General features: G+C 75.0%; 15 protein-coding genes and 2 riboswitches. Of the genes, 3 read left to right on the top strand and 12 right to left on the bottom strand.

Translation table 11 applies throughout. The features are described 5' to 3' along the window. Positions 1-162: 162 nt before the first annotated feature. The 5 genes from uvrA to gcvP all read right to left on the bottom strand — a co-directional run bounded on the left by uvrA (position 163) and on the right by gcvP (position 9,270). Positions 163-3,000, bottom strand: a complete 2,838-nt coding sequence (gene uvrA / locus AB0L25_RS35495; RefSeq protein WP_500177321.1) for an excinuclease ABC subunit UvrA — start codon at positions 2,998-3,000, stop codon at positions 163-165. Positions 3,001-3,223: 223 nt separating this feature from the next. Beyond that, positions 3,224-4,390: a tetratricopeptide repeat protein gene (locus tag AB0L25_RS35490; protein ID WP_500177319.1), complete on the bottom strand. Its 1,167-nt coding sequence runs from the start codon at positions 4,388-4,390 to the stop codon at positions 3,224-3,226. A 133-nt stretch (positions 4,391-4,523) separates the two neighbouring features. Further along, positions 4,524-5,186, bottom strand: a complete 663-nt coding sequence (locus AB0L25_RS35485; RefSeq protein WP_500177349.1) for a response regulator — start codon at positions 5,184-5,186, stop codon at positions 4,524-4,526. Then, positions 5,174-6,307 carry a sensor histidine kinase gene (locus AB0L25_RS35480; protein ID WP_500177317.1) on the bottom strand — a complete coding sequence of 378 codons (1,134 nt, stop codon included), beginning with the start codon at positions 6,305-6,307 and terminating at the stop codon, positions 5,174-5,176. Before AB0L25_RS35480 ends, AB0L25_RS35485 begins: the two co-directional genes overlap by 13 nt. Positions 6,308-6,381: 74 nt before the next feature. Beyond that, the gene (gene gcvP / locus AB0L25_RS35475; RefSeq protein WP_500177315.1) at positions 6,382-9,270 is read right to left on the bottom strand and encodes an aminomethyl-transferring glycine dehydrogenase; all 2,889 of its coding nucleotides are present in this window, start codon (positions 9,268-9,270) and stop codon (positions 6,382-6,384) included. Positions 9,271-9,332: 62 nt separating this feature from the next. Beyond that, positions 9,333-9,444, bottom strand: a riboswitch (glycine riboswitch). Beyond that, positions 9,445-9,539, bottom strand: a riboswitch (glycine riboswitch). Between the two features lie 313 nt (positions 9,540-9,852). Between gcvP and AB0L25_RS35470 the strand changes: the two genes are divergently transcribed. Continuing rightward, positions 9,853-12,300, top strand: coding sequence for a flippase-like domain-containing protein (locus AB0L25_RS35470; RefSeq protein ID WP_500177313.1), 2,448 nt, complete (start codon positions 9,853-9,855; stop codon positions 12,298-12,300). Between the two features lie 36 nt (positions 12,301-12,336). Here the strand turns inward: AB0L25_RS35470 and AB0L25_RS35465 are convergent, their stop codons facing one another. The 6 genes from AB0L25_RS35465 to AB0L25_RS35440 form a co-directional block, all read right to left on the bottom strand. Further along, positions 12,337-12,936 carry a MerR family transcriptional regulator gene (locus AB0L25_RS35465; RefSeq protein ID WP_500177311.1) on the bottom strand — a complete coding sequence of 200 codons (600 nt, stop codon included), beginning with the start codon at positions 12,934-12,936 and terminating at the stop codon, positions 12,337-12,339. Between the two features lie 470 nt (positions 12,937-13,406). Further along, the gene (locus AB0L25_RS35460) at positions 13,407-13,877 is read right to left on the bottom strand and encodes a bifunctional nuclease family protein (RefSeq protein ID WP_026406115.1); all 471 of its coding nucleotides are present in this window, start codon (positions 13,875-13,877) and stop codon (positions 13,407-13,409) included. A 154-nt stretch (positions 13,878-14,031) separates the two neighbouring features. After that, complete coding sequence (gene ftsR / locus AB0L25_RS35455; RefSeq protein WP_500177309.1) at positions 14,032-14,754, bottom strand: transcriptional regulator FtsR; 723 nt, start codon at positions 14,752-14,754, stop codon at positions 14,032-14,034. Positions 14,755-14,817: 63 nt separating this feature from the next. Beyond that, complete coding sequence (locus tag AB0L25_RS35450; RefSeq protein ID WP_500177307.1) at positions 14,818-15,348, bottom strand: FHA domain-containing protein; 531 nt, start codon at positions 15,346-15,348, stop codon at positions 14,818-14,820. Between the two features lie 373 nt (positions 15,349-15,721). Next, a complete protein-coding gene (locus tag AB0L25_RS35445; RefSeq protein ID WP_500177305.1) occupies positions 15,722-17,278 on the bottom strand; it encodes a sensor histidine kinase in 1,557 nt (518 codons plus the stop codon). Further along, a complete protein-coding gene (locus AB0L25_RS35440) occupies positions 17,278-17,991 on the bottom strand; it encodes a response regulator transcription factor (protein WP_500177304.1) in 714 nt (237 codons plus the stop codon). Before AB0L25_RS35440 ends, AB0L25_RS35445 begins: the two co-directional genes overlap by 1 nt. 149 nt (positions 17,992-18,140) lie before the next feature. Between AB0L25_RS35440 and AB0L25_RS35435 the strand changes: the two genes are divergently transcribed. Beyond that, positions 18,141-20,303 carry an MMPL family transporter gene (locus tag AB0L25_RS35435; protein WP_500177303.1) on the top strand — a complete coding sequence of 721 codons (2,163 nt, stop codon included), beginning with the start codon at positions 18,141-18,143 and terminating at the stop codon, positions 20,301-20,303. A 63-nt stretch (positions 20,304-20,366) separates the two neighbouring features. Here AB0L25_RS35435 and AB0L25_RS35430 read toward each other — a convergent pair whose 3' ends face one another. After that, entirely contained in the window at positions 20,367-21,017 is a 651-nt protein-coding gene (locus tag AB0L25_RS35430; RefSeq protein WP_500177301.1) for a LysE family translocator, read from the bottom strand. A 100-nt stretch (positions 21,018-21,117) separates the two neighbouring features. Between AB0L25_RS35430 and AB0L25_RS35425 the strand changes: the two genes are divergently transcribed. Next, complete coding sequence (locus AB0L25_RS35425) at positions 21,118-22,458, top strand: aminotransferase-like domain-containing protein (protein WP_500177299.1); 1,341 nt, start codon at positions 21,118-21,120, stop codon at positions 22,456-22,458. Positions 22,459-22,482 lie beyond the last annotated feature (24 nt).

Below are 22,482 nucleotides of genomic sequence, written 5' to 3'. Positions count from 1 at the left end.
TCGGGCCCGCCCGGTGCGCCGTCCCCGCCCGACCGGCTTCGGGCCCGCCGCCGCGCCCCGGGAGGTCCCGCCGCCGTGTGCGCAGGCCAGGGGGACGCGAACGCCCGCCCCGTCCGCCGGAGAGCGGACGGGGCGGGCGTTCGGGAGCCGGGGCCGGGCGGGTCAGCCGAGGAGCTTGGCGAGGAACTGGCCGGTGTGGCTGCCCTCGACCTTCGCGACGTCCTCGGGGGTGCCCTCGGCGACGACCGTGCCGCCGCGGGAGCCGCCCTCGGGGCCCATGTCGATGATCCAGTCGGCGGTCTTGATCACGTCGAGGTTGTGCTCGATGACGATGACCGAGTTGCCCTTGTCGACGAGGCCGTTGAGGACGCCGAGGAGCTTGTTGATGTCCTCGAAGTGCAGGCCGGTCGTCGGCTCGTCCAGCACGTAGACGGTCCGGCCGGTGGAGCGCTTCTGCAGCTCGGCCGCGAGCTTGACCCGCTGCGCCTCGCCGCCCGACAGGGTCGGCGCGGGCTGGCCGAGCCGGACGTAGCCGAGACCGACGTCGTTGAGCGTCTTCAGGTGCCGGTGGATCGCGCTGATCGGCTCGAAGAACGCGGTGGCCTGCTCGATCGGCATGTCGAGCACCTCGGAGATCGTCTTGCCCTTGTAGTGGACCTCGAGCGTCTCGCGGTTGTAGCGGGCGCCGTGGCACACCTCGCACGGGACGTAGACGTCCGGCAGGAAGTTCATCTCGATCTTGATGGTGCCGTCGCCGGAGCAGTTCTCGCAGCGGCCGCCCTTGACGTTGAACGAGAACCGGCCCGGCTGGTAGCCGCGGACCTTCGCCTCGGTCGTCTGCGCGAACAGCTTGCGGATGTGGTCGAACACGCCGGTGTAGGTCGCCGGGTTGGAGCGCGGGGTGCGCCCGATCGGCGACTGGTCGACGTGCACGACCTTGTCGAGCTGGTCGATGCCGTTCACCCGGCGGTGCTTGCCGGGGACGGTCTTGGCGCCGTTCACCTTCTTGGCGAGCGAGTTGTAGAGGATGTCGTTGACCAGCGTGGACTTGCCCGACCCGGACACGCCGGTCACCACCGTGAGGACGCCGAGGGGGAAGGCCACGTCGACGTTCTGCAGGTTGTTCTGCTGGGCGCCCTTGACGGTGATCTCACGGCCCTTGGTGCGGGGCCGGCGGATCTCCGGCACGGCGATCGCCCGGCGGCCCGACAGGTACGCGCCGGTGAGCGACTTCTCCGACTTCAGCAGCTCGTCCACGGTGCCGGACACGACGATCTCGCCGCCGTGCTCGCCCGCGCGGGGGCCGATGTCGACGACCCAGTCGGCCGCGGCGATCGTGTCCTCGTCGTGCTCGACGACGATCAGCGTGTTGCCCATGTCGCGCAGCCGCAGGAGCGTCTCCAGCAGCCGGTGGTTGTCGCGCTGGTGGAGGCCGATGGAGGGTTCGTCCAGCACGTACAGGACGCCGACGAGACCGGAGCCGATCTGCGTCGCCAGCCGGATCCGCTGCGCCTCGCCGCCCGCGAGCGTCGCGGACGCCCGGTCGAGCGTGAGGTAGTCGAGGCCGACGTCGAGGAGGAACCCGAGCCGGGCGTTGATCTCCTTGAGCACCCGCTCGGCGATCTGCTTCTCGCGGTCGTTCAGCTCCATCGCGAGCAGGAACTTGGCGCACTCGCCGATGGGCAGCGCGGCCACCTCGGCAATCGACATGCCGCCCATGGTGACGGACAAGATCTCGGGCTTGAGCCGCGCGCCCTTGCAGGTCGGGCACGGGATCTCCCGCATGTAGCCCTCGAACTTGTCCCGGCTGTAGTCGCTCTCGGACTCGGCGTGCCGGCGCTGGATGTAGGGGATCACGCCCTCGAACGCCGTGTAGTACGAGCGCGTCCGTCCGTACCGGTTCTTGTAGCGGACGTGGACCTGCGTCTCGTGCCCGTTCAGGACGGCCTTGCGCGCCTTGTTCGGCAGCCGGTTCCAGGGGGTGTTGAGGTCGAAGCCCATGGCATCGCCGAGGGCGGAGAGCAGGCGCAGGAAGTAGTCGCTGACGTGGCCGCCGGACCACGGCTGGACGGCGCCCTCGCCGAGCGTCAGCTCGCCGTCGGGGATCACCAGTTCGGGGTCGACCTCCATGCGCGTCCCGAGGCCGGTGCAGTCGGGGCAGGCGCCGTAGGGCGAGTTGAACGAGAAAGACCGGGGCTCGAGCTCCTCGAACGACAGGTCGTCGTACGGGCAGTAGAGGTGCTCGGAGAACATCCGGGTGCGCTGCTCGTCGTCCTCGGGCAGGTCGACGAAGTCGAGGAAGATCGTGCCGCCGGCGAGGCCGAGGGCCGTCTCCACCGAGTCGGCGAGGCGCTGCCGGGCGGAGGGCTTGACGGAGAGCCGGTCGACCACGACGGAGATGTCGTGCTTCTCCTGCTTCTTGAGCTTCGGCGGCTCGTCCAGCCGCACCATCGCGCCGTCCACCAGCGCCCGCGAGAAGCCCTTCGACTGCAGCTCGCGGAACAGCTCGAGGTACTCGCCCTTGCGGCCGCGGATAACGGGGGCCAGCACCTGGAACCGGGTGCCCTCCTCCATCTCGAGCACCCGGTCCACGATCTGCTGCGGCGCCTGCCTGCTGATCGGCCGCCCGCACTCGGGACAGTGCGGATGGCCGATGCGCGCGTACAGCAGGCGCAGGTAGTCGTAGACCTCGGTGATCGTCCCGACCGTCGACCGCGGGTTCTTGCTGGTCGACTTCTGGTCGATGGACACGGCGGGCGACAGGCCCTCGATGAAGTCGACGTCCGGCTTGTCCATCTGGCCGAGGAACTGGCGCGCGTACGCCGACAGCGACTCGACGTACCTGCGCTGGCCCTCGGCGAAGATCGTGTCGAACGCCAGGCTGGACTTCCCGGAACCCGACAGACCGGTGAACACGATCATGGAGTCCCGCGGGAGGTCGAGCGAGACGTCCTTCAGGTTGTGCTCGCGTGCTCCACGCACGATGAGTCGGTCATGCACGGCGTTTCCCGGTTCCCCTTCTGGGCGCGGCGATGCGGAGTGGGAGGACGCACCGTCCCCGGAATCCATAACAGCGCTGGTCGCCGCCGCATTTCCTAGAGTCCCCCGCCCGTCCCGCAGGGAGCGGACGGCACCAATAGACCGTACACGTGTTCGAACACCCCCGCCACCGGAACGCACACCGGCGCCCGTGCCGGGAGCAGGGCGCGCCGCCGGGCCGGGATCAGCGGTCGACGGGGTCGGCGGGGTCCTCGGCCAGCCGGAGGCGTTCGGCGAAGCTCTCCTCCAGCAGCGGGCCCCACGGGTAGCCGGCCGGGACGTCCATCGCGCGGCCCAGCACCTCGCGGGTCTCGCCCGGACGGTGCTCGCGCGGGTCGCCCGCGCGGCGGGCGGCGAGCAGCGCGTACATGTGGTCGAGCGCGCCGAACGCCTCGCCGGTGAGGGCCGGGAGCGTCCCGTCGGTGACGGCCTGCTCCACGACGGGCTCCCACCACAGGTCGGCGGGATCGGCGTCCTCGTCGTCGCCGCCGAAGTCGCGGCGGAGCCGGGCCCGCACCTGCGGCGCCGTCCCCGGGTCGGCCAGGCCGCGCCGCCACACCTCGCGCGCCTCGGCGTCGCGGCCGCGCAGCGGCAGGGTGCGGGCGAGCAGTTCGGTGGCGAGCGGGCCGGCCTCGGGGTCGGCGGGCTCCCCCGGGTCGCCGAGGGCCGCGCCGAACGCGGCGACGGCCTGGTCGAGGCAGGCGATGCCGAGGGTGACGGCGAGGCGCGCGTGCGCGTACGGGGCGGCGGCCCGGTCGATCAGCTTGAGCCCGGCCGTCAGGACGCGCTGCGCGCGGACGGGGTCGCCGCGCTCGAGGTGCCGCTGGGCGAGGTCGTGCGCGGCGGGCGGCCCGTGCTCGGGGTCGCCGGTGGCCAGCACGGCCTCCCAGTGGCCGCGGGCGGCGTCGAAGTCGCCGGCGTCGTCGGCGAGCCGGGCGAGGGCGAGGTGCGCGGGCGGCAGGTAGGCGGGGTTGCCGAAGTCGACGACGACACGCCAGGCGGGCGCGGCGAGGTCGTGCTCCCCGGCCCGCTCGTAGGTGAGGGCCAGGTGGTAGGCGGCGCGCGGGCCGTACTCGGGGTCGCCGGTGGCGATGGCGGCCCGGTCGGCCTCCCGCGCGCGCTCGGTGTCCCCGGCGTCGTCGAGGACGACCGCGAGCCCGAGCGCGGCCTGCGCCCGGTGCGGGGTGTCGCCGAGGGCGAGCACCTCGTCGAACAGCGCCGCGGCGCGCGCCGACTCGCCGCGCTCGGCGAGGTCGCGGGCCTGCTCGCACAGCAGGGCCGGGTCCGGCCCGTGCTCGTCGGGCACGGTGCGCTCGGTGGCCGCGGGTACGGGATCCGGGGACTCGCTCATCGGTCCTCTGCCCTCTGGGGGTCGGGGTCGGGACCGAGCCTAGCGATCCGGCGGCGCCGCGTCCCGTGGCGACACCCGTCACCTTTTGCGGCGACTTCTGGGGTGTTCGCCCGATGCCGGGCCCGGGGACGTCTCAGGCGAGTCCCGCGTCGTGGGCGAGCAGCGCGATCTGGGTCCGGTTGCCGAGGCCCAGCTTGTCGAGGACGGTCGAGACGTGGGCCTTCACCGTGGCCAGGCTCACGAACAGTTCGGCGGCGATCTCGGCGTTGGAGCGTCCCCGGGCGACGGCGACGACGACGTCCCGCTCGCGGGGGGTGAGGACCTCCAGCGCGGTGCGGGCCCGCTCGTAGGCCCCCGCCTGGACGACCGCGCGGTCCATCAGCCGCCGGGTGACCTGCGGGGACAGGATCGGGTCCCCGGCCGCGACCCGGTGCACGGCCTGGACGAGCCGCTCGGGCGGGGTGTCCTTCAGCAGGAACCCGGCGGCCCCGGCGCGCAGCGCGCGCAGGATGTTCTCGTCGCTGTCGAAGGTGGTGAGCACCGCGACCTCGGGCGGGGCGGCGCGGCTGCGCAGCCGGCGGGTGGCGGTGATGCCGTCCACCCGCGGCATCCGCAGGTCCATCAGCACCACGTCGGGGGCGTGCGCGTCGGCGGCGGCGGAGACCTCGTCGCCGTCGGCGGCCTCCGCGACGACGGCGATGCCCTCGGCGCCGTCGAGCATCATCGTCAGCCCGGCGCGGACCATCGGCTCGTCGTCGACGATGAGCACGCGCACGGGCCGGGTCACGCGGGCCATGGTAGCCGTGCGCACAGCCGGAACTCCCCGGACGCGGCCTCGTGGTCGAGCCGCCCGCCCGCGAGGCGGACCCGTTCGGTGAGGCCGACGAGCCCGGTCCCGGAGCCGGTGACGAGCGCCGGGGCGCCGTCCGGCGGCAGCGGGTTGCGGACGTCGATGACCAGTTCGGCGCCGGGCCGTCCCTCCAGGGTCACCCGGACGGGCAGCCCGGCGGCGTGCTTGCGGGCGTTGGTGAGCGCCTCCTGGAGGACGCGGTAGGCGGCGCGGCCCGCGGCCGGCGGCAGGGCGTCGGGCGCGTCGACCTCGTCGCGCAGCGCGACGGTCGCGCCCGCGTCCCGGGACTCCGCCACCAGGCGCGGCACGTCGGCCAGGACGGGCTGCGGCCGGTCGCCGAAGTCGCGGTCCTCGTCGCGCAGCACGCCGATGACCTCGCGGAGCTCCTCCAGGGCCTGGTGCACCCCGGCGCGGACGACGCCCGCGGCGTGCGCGAGCCGCTCGGGCGGGGCGTCCGGGCGGTACTCCAGCGCGCCCGCGTAGGTGGCGAGCAGCGACAGCCGGTGCGCGAGGACGTCGTGCATCTCCCGGGCCATCCGCGTCCGCTCGAGCATCCGCGCCTCGGCGATCCGGCGGCCCTGCTCGGCCTCGGCGCGGCGGGCGCGCTCGTGCAGCGAGGCGATGAGCGCCAGGCGCGCCCGGACGAGGGCGCCCCACCCGGCCAGCGCGCCGTACGCGACGACGATCAGCACGAGCCACCAGCCGAGGGAGATGCCCGCGCTGAGCCGCCACAGCCCCTGCGCCGCGTGCGCCGCGACGCCGGTCCCGGCGACCGCGGCGGCGACCGGGAACCGGCGGCACCGCGCGGCCTGCAGGGCGCCCGCCGTGGCGGCCGGGGTGGCCGCCGGCGACAGGGCCGCGAGCAGGCCGAGCCCCAGCGCGCCGCCGACCGGCCGCCACAGCAGGACGGGCGACGCCGCGCAGCTCGCGACGGCGACGGCGATGTCGAGGCCGAGCAGATGGCGGGCCGCGTCGCTCTGGGCCGTGCTCCACACGGTGAGCCCGGCGAGGACGCCGGTCGCGGCGACCATCACGGCGGCCGCCCGGCCCTGGTTTCGCCTGTTCACGGGCCCAAGGTAGCCGCGGCCGGGGCGGCGGCGGCACCTACCGAAGTAGGGGTCCCGCCGCCGCTCCCGGACGGTCAGTCCTCGAACGCCTCGGGCGGCGGGCAGGAGCACACGAGGTTGCGGTCGCCGTACGCCTGGTCGATGCGGCGGACGGGCGGCCAGTACTTGCCCTCGCGCAGCGCGGGCAGCGGGTAGGCGGCCTCCTCGCGGGTGTACGGGTGCTTCCAGCCGTCGCCGATCAGCTGCGCGGCGGTGTGCGGCGCGTTCTTCAGCGGGTTGTCGTCGCGGTCGTAGCCGCCGTCGGCGACCCGCTGGATCTCCCGCCGGATCTCGATCATCGCGTCGCAGAACCGGTCGAGCTCGGCGAGGTCCTCGCTCTCGGTCGGCTCGATCATCAGGGTGCCGGCGACCGGGAACGACAGGGTCGGGGCGTGGAAGCCGTAGTCGATGAGCCGCTTGGCGACGTCCTCCGCGGTGACCCCGGTCTCCTTGGTGATCTTGCGGAGGTCGGCGATGCACTCGTGCGCGACCAGCCCGTTCCGGCCCGTGTAGAGGATCGGGTAGTGCGGGGCGAGGCGCGCGGCGAGGTAGTTCGCGGCGATGATCGCGCCCTCGGTGGCGGCGCGCAGCCCGTCCGGCCCCATCATCGCGATGTACGCCCAGGAGATCGGCAGGATGCCCGCCGAGCCCCACGGCGCCGCCGAGATCGGCCCCACGCCGGTTTCGGACGGCCCGGCCTCCGGGCGCAGCGGGTGGCTCGGCAGGAACGGCGCGAGGTGCTCGCGGACGCCGATCGGGCCGACGCCCGGGCCGCCGCCGCCGTGCGGGATGCAGAACGTCTTGTGCAGGTTGAGGTGCGAGACGTCCGAGCCGAACTCGCCGGGACGGGCGAGGCCGACGAGGGCGTTGAGGTTGGCGCCGTCCACGTAGACCTGGCCGCCCGCCGCGTGCACGGCTTCGCACACCTCGGTGATCGTCTCCTCGAACACGCCGTGCGTGGACGGGTACGTCACCATGATCGCGGCGAGCCGGTCGCCGTGCTTCTCGATCTTCGCGTGCAGGTCGTCCAGGGCGACGTTGCCGCCGTCGTCGCACGACACGACCACGACGCGCATCCCGGCCATGACGGCGCTCGCGGCGTTGGTGCCGTGCGCGGACGACGGGATCAGGCAGACGTCGCGGTGCTCCTCGCCGCGCGACGCGTGGTAGCCGCGGATGGCGAGCAGCCCGGCCAGTTCGCCCTGCGACCCGGCGTTCGGCTGCACCGACACCTTCGCGTACCCGGTGATCTCGGCGAGGTTCGCCTCGAGCTCGCCGATCAGCTCGACGTACCCGGCGGCCTGGTCCAGCGGCGCGAACGGGTGGACGTTCGCGAACTCCGGCCAGGTGATCGGCTCCATCTCGGCGGTCGCGTTGAGCTTCATCGTGCAGGAGCCGAGCGGGATCATCGACCGGTCGAGCGCGATGTCCTTGTCCTGGAGGCGGCGCAGGTAGCGCAGCATCGCGGTCTCGGAGCGGTGCGCGTGGAAGACGGGGTGCGTCAGGTAGGGGCTCTCGCGCCGCAGGCCGTCGGGGAGCGCGTCGGCGACGCCGCCCGCCTCCCCGGCGCCGCCCGCGGCGACGCCGAACGCCTCGAGGACGGCGGTGACGTGCTCGGGCAGCGTCGTCTCGTCGCAGGCGACGCCGACGCGGTCGGGGCCGTCCTGCCGCAGGTTCACCCCGCGCTCGCGGGCGGCGGCGACGACCTCGGCGGCGCGGCCGGGGACGCGGGCGAGGACCGTGTCGAAGAACGCGCCGTGCACGACCTCGACGCCGCCGCGGCGCAGGCCGTCGGCGAGCTCGGCGGCCCGGCGGTGCGCGCGCTGCGCGATCGCGGCGAGCCCCTCGGGGCCGTGGTAGACGGCGTACATGCTCGCCATCACCGCGAGGAGCACCTGCGCGGTGCAGATGTTGCTGGTGGCCTTCTCGCGGCGGATGTGCTGCTCGCGGGTCTGCAGGGCGAGCCGGTAGGCGGCCGCCCCGTCCGCGTCGACGGACACGCCGACGAGCCGTCCGGGCAGCTGCCGCCGCAGGTCGTCGCCGACCGCCATGTACCCGGCGTGCGGGCCGCCGAAGCCGTACGGGACGCCGAACCGCTGGGCGGATCCGACCGCGATGTCGGCGCCCGACTCCCCCGGCGGGCGCAGCAGCGTCAGCGCGAGCAGGTCGGCGGCGACGACGACCGTCGCGCCCCGCTCGCGGGCCTGCGCGGACAGCGGCGCCAGGTCGCGGACGGCACCGGACGCGCCCGGGTACTGCAGCAGCACGCCGAAGAAGTCGCCGTCGGGCAGTCCGCCGGACACGTCGGCGACCACCACCTCGATGCCGAGCGGGACGGCCCGGGTGCGGACGACCTCGATCGTCTGCGGGAGCGCGTCGGCGTCCACGAGGAACCGGCCGGGCTCCTTGCGCCGGGACGCGCGGTGCGCGAGCGCCATCGCCTCGGCGGCGGCCGTGCCCTCGTCCAGCATGGAGGCGTTCGCGACCGGCAGCCCGGTCAGGTCGGCGACGGCGGTCTGGAAGTTCAGCAGCGCCTCCAGGCGCCCCTGGGAGATCTCCGGCTGGTACGGGGTGTAGGCGGTGTACCAGCCGGGGTTCTCCAGGACGTTCCGCATGATCACGCCCGGCGTGATCGTGCCGTGGTAGCCGAGGCCGATCATGGAGGTGAGGACGGTGTTGCGGGCGGCGAGCTCGCGGAGCCGGTCGAGCGCGGCGGTCTCGCTCAGCGCGGGCGGCAGGTCCAGCGGGCGGGCGGTGCGGATCGCGGCGGGGACCGCCTCGTCGATCAGCGCCTCCGCGCCCGAGTAGCCGATGGCGGCCAGCATCCGGTCGCGGTCGGCCGGCGACGGCCCGATGTGCCGGTCGGCGAACGCGGCGCGGGGATGCTGCGGCGCGGCCACGGGGGCGAAGAACTGGGCGGTCATGGAGGAGCCTCCTGGCAGCTGCGGTCGCTCAGGTCCACCATCGGCACGCGGGCCGACGGCCGGTCTCCCCCTCTGTCATCGGCACCTGAGAGCTTCACCCGCGCGCGGGGTTTTCCCCTTCGGTGAGCCGCCGTTCCCGTTCCGCCGGGATCGACGCCTGCTTTCCAGAGGTGCCTCGCCCGAGCGGTCCTTTTGCCTGAGAGGTTCCGGGGAGGTTGCCCCTTCGGCGCCCCACGCCGGCTGCGTGAGGTCTCTCCCGCACAGGGTCGACGGCATGTCCGGGACAAACCCTACCCAACCGCGACGGCCCGCGATCGTCCCGGTCCCGTAACGGGATGTTCACCGCCGTGACCTCGGCGACGGCGCCGTACCGGCGAGTACCCCGGACAGTACGATATGACCGTCCCGCCGGGGACGCGACGGGACGGACGACGAGGGGCGACGGGTGGACGGAGCGACGGCCGGACGGGGGTCCGCCGCTCGACCGAGCGCGGCCGGTTCTGGGACGCTGATCACGGCAGCGTTGATCGAGACGACGGACGGCCGGGGCGGCGACGGGTGACGCGGACGCACGATGAGGCGGTGCGCCCGAGGCGGGGCGCGTCCGCGGGCGTGCCGGTCGACGAGCCCGCGCAGCCGGACCGCATCCGCCGTCCGTCCGACGCCATCCGGTTCGGCGTCTCCTGCGCCGGGCTGGCCGCGGTCATGCTGCTGGTGTCGTTCGCGCAGCAGACCACGCACGGCATCCAGACCGACATCGCCGAGGGCACCGCCCACGCGCCCGAGCTGCTGCTGGCGCTGGCCACCCTGGCGTCGAGCTTCGGCGTGCTGGCCGTCCCGATCGCGTTCGCCGTCGAGCGGCTGTTCCACAAGGACGGCATGCGGGTCGCCATCGCGCTGCTCGCCGCGATGATCGCGTTCGCCGTCACGATCACCCTGGACGACCTGGTCGTGCAGGCCGCGCCCGGCGGCGTGCTGGACTCGCTGATCTGGGGCGGCACCGACACGGCCCCCGTGCACACCGACATCGCCCCCGTGATCGCGTTCGTCAGCGTGGTCGGGATGGCCGGGCGGACCCGCTGGCAGACGGCCACCTGGTCCATGATCGGGCTGGCCGCGCTCACCGGCCTGACCGCCGCCTACGCGTCGGTGTCGGCGCTCGCGGCGACGTACTTCCTGGGCCGCGCGATCGGGCACGGCACCCTGTACGCGGTCGGCACCCCGAACCCGCGCCCGACCGGCATGACGGTGGTGACGGCCCTGGAGCGGCTGGGGCTGTGCCCGCGGCGGGCGGCGCGGCTCGACGATCCCGCGGACGGCGGCGAGGATGCGCGCCGCTACGGCGTCGTGCTGGCCGCCTCTCCCGCCGGGGACGGCCCGCTCCCGGCGCCCGGGGACGGCTCCGGCGGCTGGGATCTGGAGCTGCGGGTCCTGGACCGCGACCAGCAGACCGCCGGGCTGCCGTACCGGCTGTGGCGGATGCTGCGGCTGCGGCGCACCACGGCCGGGCGGACGCTGCGGTCGCTGCGCCGGTCGCTGGAGCAGGAGTCGCTCACCGCGTACGCCGCCGCCGCGGCGGGCGCCCGGACCCCGCGGCTGGTCGGCACGCTCGAGGTGGGGACGCAGGCGGCGCTGCTCGCGTACGAGCACGTGCCGGGGCGGCGGCTGCGGGACGTCCCCGCGGAGGAGATCACCGACGAGCTGCTGACGGACGTGTGGCGGCAGTTCGGGCGGCTGCAGAAGGGCCGGCTGGCGCACCGCCGGCTGGAGGAGGACGCGGTCCTGGTCGGCGACGACGGCGCCGCCCACCTCGTCGACCTGTGGTCGGGGGAGATCGCGGCGGGCGACCTGGCGCTGCGGCTCGACCTCGCGCAGCTGCTCACCACCCTGGCGCTGCGGGCCGGCCCGGAGCGCGCCGTGCGGACCGCGGTGCCGGTGCTCGGCGAGGAGGCGCTGGCAGCGGCGGTGCCGATGCTGCAGCGGGTGGCGCTGTCGCGGGCGACGCGGCAGGCGGTTCGGCGGGACCGGGACCTGCTGCCCCGCATCCGGGACGAGATCGTCCGGCTGAAGCCCGAGTCGGAGGCCGCGCCCGTTCGGCTGGAGCGGTTCCGGCCGCGGACGATCTTCAGCATCGTGGCGCTGTCGATCGCCGCCTACATCGTGATCCCGCAGTTCGGCAGCGTCGACCTGGTGCAGCTGTTCGCGAAGGCGACCTGGTGGTGGGCGGGGGTGGCGCTCGGCGCGGCGGGGCTGACCTACCTGGCGGCGGCGTTCATGCTGATGGGCTTCGTCCCCGAACGGCTCCCCCTGTGGCGGACGGTGCTGGTGCAGGTCGCGGCGTCGTTCGTGAAGCTGGTGGCGCCGGCGGCGGTCGGCGGCGTCGCGGTCAACACCCGGTACCTGCAGCGGTCGGGCGTCCGGCCGGGCCCGGCGGTGGCGAGCGTCGGCGCGTCCCAGCTCGTCGGGCTGGTGGCGCACGTCCTGCTGCTGGTGCTGTTCGGCTTCCTGACCGGTTCGACGGGCACCGCGACGCAGGACCTGGCGCCGTCCCGCACCGTCGTGATCGCGGTGCTGCTGCTCGGGCTGGTCGCGGGGCTGACGCTGACGGTCCCGCGGGTGCGGCGGGTGGTCACCGGCCGGCTGCGCAGCATGTTCTCGGGCGTGGTGCCGCGGCTGGTGGACGTCCTGCAGTCGCCGCGGAAGCTGTTCACCGGGATCGGCGGGACGCTCCTGCTGACAGTGGGCTTCGTGCTGTGCCTGGACGCCTCGATCCGCGCGTTCGGCGGTTCGCTGCCGTGGACGACGGTGGTGGTGGTGTTCCTGACGGCCAACGCGGTGGGGTCGGCGGTGCCGACGCCGGGCGGCCTCGGCGCCGTGGAGGGGGCGCTGACGCTGGCGCTGACGATCTCGGGGCTGGCGGCGGAGACGGCGGCGTCGGCGGTCCTGCTCTACCGCCTGCTGACGCTGTGGCTGCCGGTGCTGCCCGGCTGGGCGGCGTTCGCGTACCTCCAGCGCAAGGAGGCGCTCTAGCCGCCCGCCGGGCCGCCGGACGGCCGGCCGGTGCGGCTAGCCGGTGCGGCGGGCGCGCCGCCGGTCGGCGAGTTCGTCGTGGGGGTGGTCGCCGCGGTCGTTCGTGGCGGCCCGTTCCGCGGGCAGTTCGGCGAGGCTCCCCTCGACCTCCTGCCACACCCGTCCGAGCGCGATGCCGAACACGCCCTGGCCGCCCTGGAGGAGGTCGACGACCTCGTCGGGCGAGGTGCACTCGTAGACGCTGACGCCGTCGCTCATGAGCGTGATCTGCGCGAGGTCCTGGACGCCGCGGTCGCGCAGGTGGGTCACGGCGGTGCGGATCTGCTGCAGCGACACGCCCGTGTCCAGGAGCCGCTTCACGACCTTGAGGACGAGGATGTCGCGGAAGCTGTACAGCCGCTGGCTGCCGGATCCGTGCGCCGACCGCACGCTGGGCTCGACGAGTTTGGTGCGGGCCCAGTAGTCCAGCTGACGGTAGGTGATGCCCGCCGCCGAGCAGGCCGTCGGGCCGCGGTAGCCGACGTCCTCCGGCGGAGCCGACACCTGCGTGTCGAAGAGCAGGCCCTGCTCTCCGGCACGCCGGGACGCGACGTGCCTGTCGGGGGTGGCCTTGCCCTCGCCGCTGCTCACCGCCACGCGGACCTCCGGCTTCTATCAGCCCGTGCCGGTTCGTCAAGGGGGTTTGACGAATTACACCACGGGTGTTCCACCAGCACGGTAGGTGCCGGTCAGGGTGTGGTCAACGTTCGCCGTCGGCGCGTCGCATGCCCGGATGAACCGGCTTCACGTGGGCAAACCGCGCACCTTTTCCGCCACTGCGGTCCTACCCCGCCGGACGCCCCCCGGAAACCGCCACTTCCCAGGACGATGCACGACCGATGGCGTCAGACCTCGAATATACCTCGCGAAGTGACATTCCCCACGGGCGCCCCCGTCCCAGGCGTACCTACCCCGCTCCGGCGGCGCAAACGACCCCGCGTCTTTCAAGATCGTTGAGGGGGTTCGTGAAGCCCGGGTCAGCGGCGGGCGCGCGCGTCCGTCCGCGCGGGAACGCGTCGACGGGCGGCGCGGAGGGCGTGCCGAATGTTCGAGGGGCGCGGCGCGGGTCAGCCGGCGCGGCCGAAGTCCTCGGGGGTGATGGTGTCGAGGAACTCCCGGAACTTCTCGACCTCGTCCTCCTGCTCGTCCGGGATGGCGACGCCGGCCTCCTCGAGGATGTCCTCGCTGGCGAAGATCGTGGCGCCGGTGCGCAGGGCGAGCGCGATGGAGTCGGACGGGCGGGCGCTGACCTCGACGCCGTTGGAGAACACCAGGTCGGCAAAAAAGATGCCCTCGCGGAGCGCGGTGATGTTCACGGTGCTCAGCTGGACGCTCAGCGCGTCGAGGACGTCGCGGAACAGGTCGTGGGTGAGGGGGCGCGCGGGCAGCACGCCCTGCTGGGCGAAGGCGATCGCCGTGGCCTCGACGGCCCCGATCCAGATGGGCAGGTACCGCTCGCCCTCCGTCTCCTTCAACAGGACGATCGGCTGATTGGAGGGCATCTCGACCCGGACGCCGACGACCTCCATCTGCTTCACTGCGGCTCCCTGCTCGTTCGCTGTCTCGATCATCCGCATGCGGCCGGACCGATTCCCGCCGAGCCCGAAACCCGAGCCCTGTAGCCAACGTACACCCACGTTCGGACGGAACGCCGCGCCCCGGGGGCGGCAAAATCCTGCCGGGCGGGGGTGATCAGTGGTCGAGGCTTTCCCGGAGGCTCGCCGCCAGCAGGGCGGCGTGCAGCTTCACCGACAGCGCGGCGATCTCGCGGGCGGTCTCGGCGGCCTGCTCGTGGGCGTCCGGGCTGCGGCGGCGCAGCTGGGGCGCGACGGTCTGCTCGATGAGCCCGGCCTGCCGGTCGGCGGCGGCCTTGACGGCCCGCAGGTGCCGCACCTCGAAGCCGTACTCGCCGAGCGCGGCGGCGGTGCGGGCGACGGTGAGGGCCTCCGCCTCGTAGTGGGCGCCGCGGCGGCGGATCAGCCCGTACTCCTCCAGGCGGGCGAGGAGCGCCTCGTCGATCCCGGCGCCGTCGAGGAGCTGGCGGCGGGTGAGCCGGACCGCGGCGGTCTCGGCCGTCCCGTCGGCGGCGACGAGGGTGCGGGGGCGGCTCCGGTCCGGCTCGGGGCGGCGGGCGCCGAGCGGCGGGACGGGCTCGCCGCGGTCGCGGGCCTCGAGGTGCTGCCGGATGGCGCGCAGCGGCATGTAGTGGTCGCGCTGCGCGGTGAGGACGAACCGGAGGCGCTCGACGTCTCCCGCGCCGAACTTGCGGTAGCCCGAGGGGCTGCGCTGCGGTTCGATCAGCCCCTCGGACTCCAGGAACCTGATCTTGGAGATGGTGATGTCGGGGAAGTCGGGCCGGAGCAGCCCGAGGACGTCCCCGATCGTCATCAGGGACCTGGCCGGTTGCGCGTTCAAGGCCCCTCCCATCGTGGTCCCGTCATGGCCGCGTCAGGTTCGCCTCCGGGTCGCCGGTTCCGGTCAGCCGTGCTGCGGATTGGTGAGGAAGACCAGCCGGAACTTGCCGATCTGGACCTCGTCGCCGCCCGCCAGGGCGGCGTGGTCGATCCGCTGCCGGTTGACGTAGGTGCCGTTCAGCGCCCCGACGTCGCGGACGGAGAACGTCCCGCCCTGGCGCAGGAACTCGGCGTGCTTGCGGGACACGGTCACGTCGTCCAGGAAGATGTCGCTCTCCGGGTGCCGGCCGCAGGAGGTGCGGTCCTGGTCGAGCAGGAACCGGCTGCCGGCGTTCGGGCCGCGCTTGACCACGAGCAGGGCGGTGCCGGGAGGCAGCGCGTCCACGCCCATCTGGTCGGACGGGACGGGCGGCTCCTCGGCGCCCGTGTCGGCGTCCAGCGCCTCGATCCCCCCGATGGAGATCGTGGACGTGGACTCGCCGGGCGACTCGCGAGGAGGCGGCGCGTTCCGCGTCAGCGGGGTGCCGCAGTAGGAGCAGAAGCGGGCATCATCCGGGTTGGCGTGACCGCACTGCGTGCAGTAGACGCTCGGCATCGATCGGCTCGGCCTCCTACCTCGGCGTGCCGCTCGCGGACCTCCGCTCGCCGCGGGAGCCGCGCGCGTCACGCGCATCCTTCAACCAACCCACGCCGGGGACCCGCCCCCGACCACGGTCCGAACTCACCGCCCGCGCTCGCCACGGTCGCCGCAACCGACGGTCGCCGCAACTTACGCGGGTATGACCCGAGGGGTCAACCGGGGCCGGCGAGACCCCAAACTACCTCCGCCGATGATCGCAGGTCCATGCCGCCGCGCGGCACGCCTCCGGTCATGACGCACCGGCCGGGTCTCCGGTTCACCGCGTCCCCCGTGTTCCCCTCAGGACACGACCGTATCGCGCCCGGGGCGGTCCTCGCGCCCGGGGTGATCAACTTGTCGGAAGGGTCACGTCCGCGGGCGTTTCCCCGTCCTTCACCCGGGCTCCCCCGGCCGGCAGCGCGACGGTCAGGACGGCCCCGCCGCCGGGGGCGTCCGCCGCGCTCGCCCGGCCGCCGTGCGCGCGGGCGACGGCGGCGACGATGGACAGGCCGAGCCCGGCCCCGCCGTGGTCCGGGGCGCGGCCGGGCGCCCGATCGGGGGCGCCGTCCCCGGACGGGCCGCGGTGGAACCGCTCGAAGACCCGGTCCCCGGCGCCCCGCAGGCCGGGCCCGCGGTCCGCGACCTCGACGACGGCCTCGCCGTCCCGCGCGGCGACCCGGACGGTCGCGGCGGTTCCCGGGGGCGTGTGGGCGCGCACGTTCGCCAGGAGGTTGTCGAGGACCTGGCGGAGCCGCGCGGCGTCCCCCGGGACGACGACCGGCCCGGCGGCGCGCAGCGTCAGCGGGCGCCCGGGATCCACGACGGCGGCGTCGGCGACGGCCTCGGCGGCGAGCGCGGCGAGGTCGACGGGCCCGCGTTCGAAGGGCCGTCCCTCGTCGAGGCGGGCGAGCAGCAGCATCTCGTCGACGAGCCGGCCCATCCGCGCGGCCTCGGACTCGATGCGGCGCATCGCGGTGGCCAGGTCGGCGGGACGGTCGGCGGCGCCGCGCCGGAACAGCTCGGCGTAGCCGCGGACGGTCGCGACGGGGGTGCGCAGCTCGTGCGAGGCGTCCGCGACGAACCGGCGGAGCCGTTCGCGGGACTCCTCGCGCTCGCGGAACGCGGCCTCGATCTGCGCGAGCATCGCGTTGAGCGCCGCGGCGAGCCGCCGCACCTCGGTCCCGGCGGCGGGGGCGGGTTCGGGGACGCGGCGGGCGAGGCCGCCGGTCCCGGTGGCGGCGCCGACGCGGCCGGCGGCCGCGGCGATCTCCGCCAGCGGCCGGGTGGCGCGCCGGACGGCGAGGCCGCCGAGCAGCCCGACGCCGAGCAGGACGGCGGCGGTGACGGCGACCTGGGTGCCGAGGGCGCGGCCGAACAGCTCGTCCTGCTCGCCGGTGCGCATGGCGGTGACCAGGATCGCGCGGCGGTCGGGCGTCCAGGCGGCGCGGACGATCCAGTCGGGGGCGTCGCGCCCGAACGGGCCCGCGGCGTCCTCCTCGGCGGGGTCCTCGACGCGGACGAACCGTTCGCCGTCCGGGTTCCCGCGGGTGACCGGTTCCGGCCGGAGGCCGCGCGGCAGCGGGGGCGTCCCGGCGAGCGCGACGGTCTGCACGACGGCGCCGTCCGGGGCGCGGACCTGGAAGTACAGGGGCAGCCCGCCGTCCTCGCCCGCGGCCCGCCAGAGGCGCGGCAGCGCGGTCTCGTCGGGCGGCAGCCGCGGGGTCGCGCCCTCGGCGGGCCGGGCCGCGAGGATCTCCCCCGCCGCGCGTCCGGCGGCGCTCAGCCGGGCCCGCTCGGCGCCGGACTTCCAGTCGTACAGGGCGGCGAAGGTGGACGCGGCGGCGATGGCGAGCCCGAGGGCGAGCAGGCCCGCCTGGACGAGGACGAGGCGCCTGCGCAGCGACATCAGTCCTCGCCCTCTTCCGGCCGGGGCAGGCGCATGATGTAGCCGACGCGCGGCACGGTGCGGATCAGCCGGGGGCCGTGCCCGTCGAGCTTGCGGCGCAGGTAGCTGACGTAGGTCTGCACGACGCCGTCGCCGCCGCCGAAGTCGTACTGCCAGACGTGGTCGAGGATCTGCCGCTTGGTGAGGACGCGTCCGGCGTTCAGCGTCAGGTAGCGCAGCAGCTTGAACTCGGTGGGGGTCAGCTCGACGCGGCGGCCGCCCCGCCGCACCTCGTAGGTGGACTCGTCGATCTCCAGGTCGGCGAACGCGATGCGCTCCGGCTCCGGCCCGGCGGGCCGGGTGCGGCGCAGCACGGCGCGGACGCGGGCGATGAGCTCCTCGAGGCTGAACGGCTTGGTGACGTAGTCGTCGCCGCCGACGGTGAGGCCCTTGATCCGGTCCTCGACGGCGTCGCGGGCGGTGAGGAACACGACGGGGGCGCGGCAGCCGTCGCGGCGCAGCCGCACGCAGGCGTCGATGCCGGACCCGTCGGGGAGCATCACGTCCAGGACGATCAGGTCCGGGGGCAGCCGGCGGACGCGGGCCAGCGCCTCGGCGCCCGTGCCCGCCGTCTCGGTCGCGAAGCCCTCGTAGCGGAGGGCGGTCGAGACGAGGTCGGCCAGATACGTCTCGTCGTCGACGACGAGGATTCTCGTGGGGGGCGTCACGGTCACCAGTGTCCTGGGCGGGCGCCGGGTGCGCACTGGGCGAATCCTGTGGGAGTTCTGTGAGATCGCTGTGAACGCCGTCCCGGCGGCCGGTTCACAGCGATCTCCGAGGGCGTTCGCACGGCGTTCCGAGAGCGGGCCGCTGTGGTGGTCGCATGAACAGATTCTCCGGATTCGTGCTCCGGCACAGGCTCCTGGTGGGGCTGCTGTGGCTGGCCGCGGCGTGCGCGGGCGTCTTCGCCGTGACGCAGGTCCCCGACCGGCTCGCCGAGGACTTCGCGCCGCCGGGGTCGGCGGCGCGGGACGCCAACGCCGCGATCGCGGCGGCGTACCGTTCCGGCGGCGACGAGAAGCCCGTCGTCCCCGTGGTGACGCTGCCGCCCGGCGCGTCCGCCGACGATCCGGCCGTCCGCGCGGCGCTCCGGGAGGCGTTCGCGGCGGCCGGGACGGCGGTCGGCGGCCGGGCCGTCTCGTACCCGCGGACCGGCGACCGCGGTTTCGTCGGCGACGACGGCCGCACCGTGTTCGGGCTGGTCTTCCCGCACGCGGCGCCGGGCGGGAGCGACATGGACGACGGCCCGGATCCGGCGCGGGCGCTCGAGGGCGCGATGCGTCCCGCCCTCCCGGACGGCGCGTCGCTGCGGATCACCGGGATGGACGGGCTCGAGGAGGACGCGGGCGGCGAGGGCCCGAGCGTCCTCGTCGAGACGCTCGTGGGCGGGCTCGGCGCGCTGGTGGTGCTCGCGTTCGTGTTCGGGTCGCTGCTGGCGGTCGTGCCGCTGCTGATCGCGGCGGTGTCGATCCTGACCTCGTTCGTCCTGGTGTACGCGATCACGGGCGTCACCGAGGTGAACTTCATGGTGCAGTTCGTGGTGGCGCTCATCGGCCTCGGCGTGGCCGTCGACTACTCGCTGCTGGTCGTCACGCGCTGGCGGGAGGAGCGGGCGCGCGGGCACGACGGCGCGGAGGCGACGCGGCGGGCGATGGCCACGGCGGGCGGCGCGGTGGTGTTCAGCGCGGCGGCGGTCGCGATCGGGCTGATCGCGATGGTGGCGGTGCCGGTGGGGTTCCTGCGCAGCGTCGCCTACGGCGGGATGATCATTCCGGCGGTGAGCGCGCTGGCGACGCTGACGCTGCTGCCGGTCGTGCTGGTCACGGCCGGGCCCGCGCTCGACCGGATCGGGCCGCGGCGGCGCGCGGACGGGGCCCGGGCGGGACGGGCGTGGACGGCGTGGGCGCGGCGGGTGATCCGGTTCCGGGTCCCGGCCGTCCTGGCGTCCGCCGCCGTGCTCGGCGCGCTCGCGTTCGCGGCGGCGGGGATGAACCTCGGCGAGGCGCACAGCGGGGCGCTGGCCGGGTCCGGCCCGGCGCGCGAGGGTCTGTCGGCCCTGCAGCGCGCGGGCGTCCCCTCGGGCGTCCTGACGCCCGTGGACGTGCTCGTGCCGCGCGGCGCCGACCCCGAGGCGGTCGCCGGACGGCTGCGCGACGTCCCGGGCGTGCGGGCGGTGGCGGCGCCCGACGCGGCCGCGTGGCGGCGCGACGGCACGGCGGTGATCACCGTGCTGCCGGTGGCCGAGGGCGGGACGGACGACGGCAGGGCCGCCGTCGCGGCCGTGCGGGCCGCGGTGCCGCCGGGCGTGCTGGTCGGGAGCGAGACGGCCGCCGACATGGACTTCACCGACACCGTGTACGGGATCTTCCCGTACATGCTCGGGCTGGTGTGCCTGCTGACGTTCGTCCTGCTGGCGCGGGCGTTCCGGTCGCTGCTGCTGGCCGCGAAGGCCGTGCTGCTGAACCTGCTGTCGCTCGCGGCCGTGCTCGGGGCGATCGTCCTGGTCTGGCAGCACGGGTACGGCGGCGACCTCGTGTGGGGCGTCGCGGCGACGGGCTCGATCGCGGCGTTCGTCCCGGCGATGGTGTTCGCGTTCCTGTACGGGCTGTCGATGGATTACGAGGTGTTCATCCTCGCCCGGATGCGGGAGGAGTACGACCGCACCGGCTCCACCTCTGCGGCGATCGTCGAGGGGATCGGCCGGACGGGACGGCTGGTGACGAGCGCGGCGCTCGTCCTGTTCCTGGCGTTCGCGTCGCTGGCCGCCGTGCCGATCATCGAGGTGAAGATCTTCGCGACGGGGCTTGGCCTCGGGATCCTGCTGGACGCGACCGTGGTGCGGGCGCTGCTGGTCCCGGCGCTGGTGTCGCTGTTCGGCCGGTGGAACTGGTGGCTGCCCGGGTGGGCGGCGCGGGTGCTGCGGGTCGCGCCGTCCCCGCCGCCGGCGCCGAAGGACGGCCCGGAGCGGGTCGCGGCGGGCGTCTGACGGCGGCCGTCCAACGGCGGTCGTCTAATGGCGGTCGGCCGGTCCCGGTCCCGCCGTCGACCGCTACGGGCGGGCGACGGCGGGGCCGGACCGGTCGAGGCCGACGTGCAGGGCGAGCCCGGCGAGCACGGACCCCATGAAGTACCGCTGGGCGCGCTGCCAGGCGGGCCGCCGCGCGAGGAACGCCGCGAAGCTCCCGGCGCCGAGCATGATGAGGCCGTTCACGGTGATCGCGATGCCGATCTGGACGAGCCCGAGGAGCAGGCTCTGCAGGGCGACGTGCCCGCGTTCGGGCTCGACGAACTGCGGCAGCAGCGACACGTACAGGATCGCGATCTTCGGGTTGAGCAGGTTCGTGACGAGGCCCATGAGGAAGAGCCGGTGCGGCGGGTCGGCCGGGAGCTCCTGCGGCTCGAACGCCGACCGGCCGCCGGGCCGGACCGCCTGCCAGGCCAGCCACAGCAGGTACAGCGCCCCGGCGACCTTCAGGACGGTGTAGAGGGGCGGGACGAGCCCGAACACGGCGGTGATCCCGGCGGTCGCGGCGAGGACGTAGGCGACGAACCCGGTCGCGACGCCCGCGAGCGAGATCAGCCCGGCGCGGCGGCCCTGGGTGATCGAGCGCGACACCAGGTAGATCATGTTCGGGCCCGGGGTGAGGACCAGTCCGAGGGAGACGAGGGCGATGGCGGCCACCGCGGTCGACGAGATCAATCCGTGCTCCTGCCGTGAGTGTTGCACCGATCGTAAATCTCGGAGCAATCTGCCACAATACGGATATTGATCTCGGTGCAATCCGGTGCGAGGGCGGACGATGGACGACTACCGGCGCGTGGCCGACACGGTGGCCGCCGACATCGCGGCCGGACGGCTGCGCCCCGGCGACCGCCTGCCGCCGCAGCGCGCGTTCGCCCGCGAGCGCGGCATCGCACCGTCCACCGCGAGCCGCGTGTACCGGGAGCTGGCGCTGCGCGGGCTGGTCGTCGGCGAGGTCGGCCGCGGCACGTTCGTCCGCGCGGCCCGCCCGGCGCCCGCCCCGCCGCTGGGCGAACCGGTCGCCGCGCCGGTCGACCTGGAGGTCGGGCACCCGGTGACGCCCGGGCAGGGCGCGCTGCTGGCGCCGGGGCTGGCGCGAGCGGCCGAAGCGGCGCTCGTCCCGGCCCGCGTCGCCGGGACCCCGGACGTCCGGGCCGCCGCGGCGGCCCTGCTGGCCGTGCCGGGCTGGGCCCCCGCGCCGGACGACGTGCTGTTCGCCGCGGGCGGCCGGCAGGCGATCGCGGGGGCGGTGGCGGCGCTGGTCCCGCCGGGCGGGCGGCTGGCGGTGGAGGAGCTCACGTACCCGGTGGTCAAGGCGATCGCCGCGCGGCTCGGCGTCGCGCTCGTCCCGGTCGCGGCGGACGGGCACGGCCTGCGCCCGGACGCGCTCGCCGACGCGCACCGCAGGACCCCGTTCGCGGCCGTCTTCCTGCAGCCCACGCTGCACAACCCGACCGGGACGACGATGCCCGCGCGGCGGCGGGCGGAGGTCGCGGACGTCCTCGAGCGGACCGGCGTGCACGCCGTCGAGGACCGGGTGTGGTCCTTCCTGGTCGAGGACGGGCCGCCCCCGCTGGCGGCGTTCGCGCCCGCGCGCACGATCGCCGTCGACGGCCTCGCCAAGCGGCTCGCGCCCGGCCTGGGCGTCGGGTTCGCGGTCGCGCCGCCGTCCCTGCGCGGGCGCGTCGCGGGCGCGCTGCGCTCGGGGGCGTGGGGCCCGGCCGGGTACGCGCTGGCGGCGGCCGCCGCCTGGATCACCGACGGGACGGCCGCCGCCGTGGCCCGCGCGAAGCGGGCGGACGCCGCGGAGCGGCAGCAGATCGCGGCCGCCCGGCTGGCGGACGGGCGGGCGGGGAGCGGCACCGTCCGCGCCGACCCGCGGTCGTACTTCTGCTGGTGGGAGCTGCCCGCACCGTGGCGCGCGGAGACATTCGTCGCGGCGGCGGGACGGCGCGGGATCGCGGTCACGCCCGGCGCGGCGTTCGCCGCCGGCGCCGGCGCGGCGCCGCGCGCGGTCCGGCTCATGCTGGCGTCGCCGCCCCCGGACGGGCTGGCGCGGGCGCTCGGCGTCCTCGCCGACATCGCCGCCGGCAGCCCCGACGACTCCCCCGTCGACTGACCCACGGCGCCGCGGGCGGGCGGC

Origin of the sequence: Spirillospora sp. NPDC052242 (assembly GCF_040679555.1) — a bacterium.
Taxonomy (GTDB): domain Bacteria; phylum Actinomycetota; class Actinomycetes; order Streptosporangiales; family Streptosporangiaceae; genus Spirillospora.
Note: the sequence above shows the minus strand (reverse complement) of the source record. Positions and strands in the feature narration are given on the sequence as shown.

What these genes read in the sequence shown, in the direction of transcription:
- gcvP (WP_500177315.1), bottom strand. Translation starts at nt 9,270, where the DNA reads ATGACCGCCCAGTTCTTCGCCCCCGTGGCCGCGCCGCAGCATCCCCGC.
- AB0L25_RS35450 (WP_500177307.1), bottom strand. Translation starts at nt 15,348, where the DNA reads ATGCCGAGCGTCTACTGCACGCAGTGCGGTCACGCCAACCCGGATGAT.
- AB0L25_RS35435 (WP_500177303.1), top strand. Translation starts at nt 18,141, where the DNA reads ATGAACAGATTCTCCGGATTCGTGCTCCGGCACAGGCTCCTGGTGGGG.
- AB0L25_RS35490 (WP_500177319.1), bottom strand. Translation starts at nt 4,390, where the DNA reads ATGAGCGAGTCCCCGGATCCCGTACCCGCGGCCACCGAGCGCACCGTG.
- AB0L25_RS35485 (WP_500177349.1), bottom strand. Translation starts at nt 5,186, where the DNA reads ATGGCCCGCGTGACCCGGCCCGTGCGCGTGCTCATCGTCGACGACGAG.
- AB0L25_RS35445 (WP_500177305.1), bottom strand. Translation starts at nt 17,278, where the DNA reads ATGTCGCTGCGCAGGCGCCTCGTCCTCGTCCAGGCGGGCCTGCTCGCC.
- AB0L25_RS35425 (WP_500177299.1), top strand. Translation starts at nt 21,118, where the DNA reads ATGGACGACTACCGGCGCGTGGCCGACACGGTGGCCGCCGACATCGCG.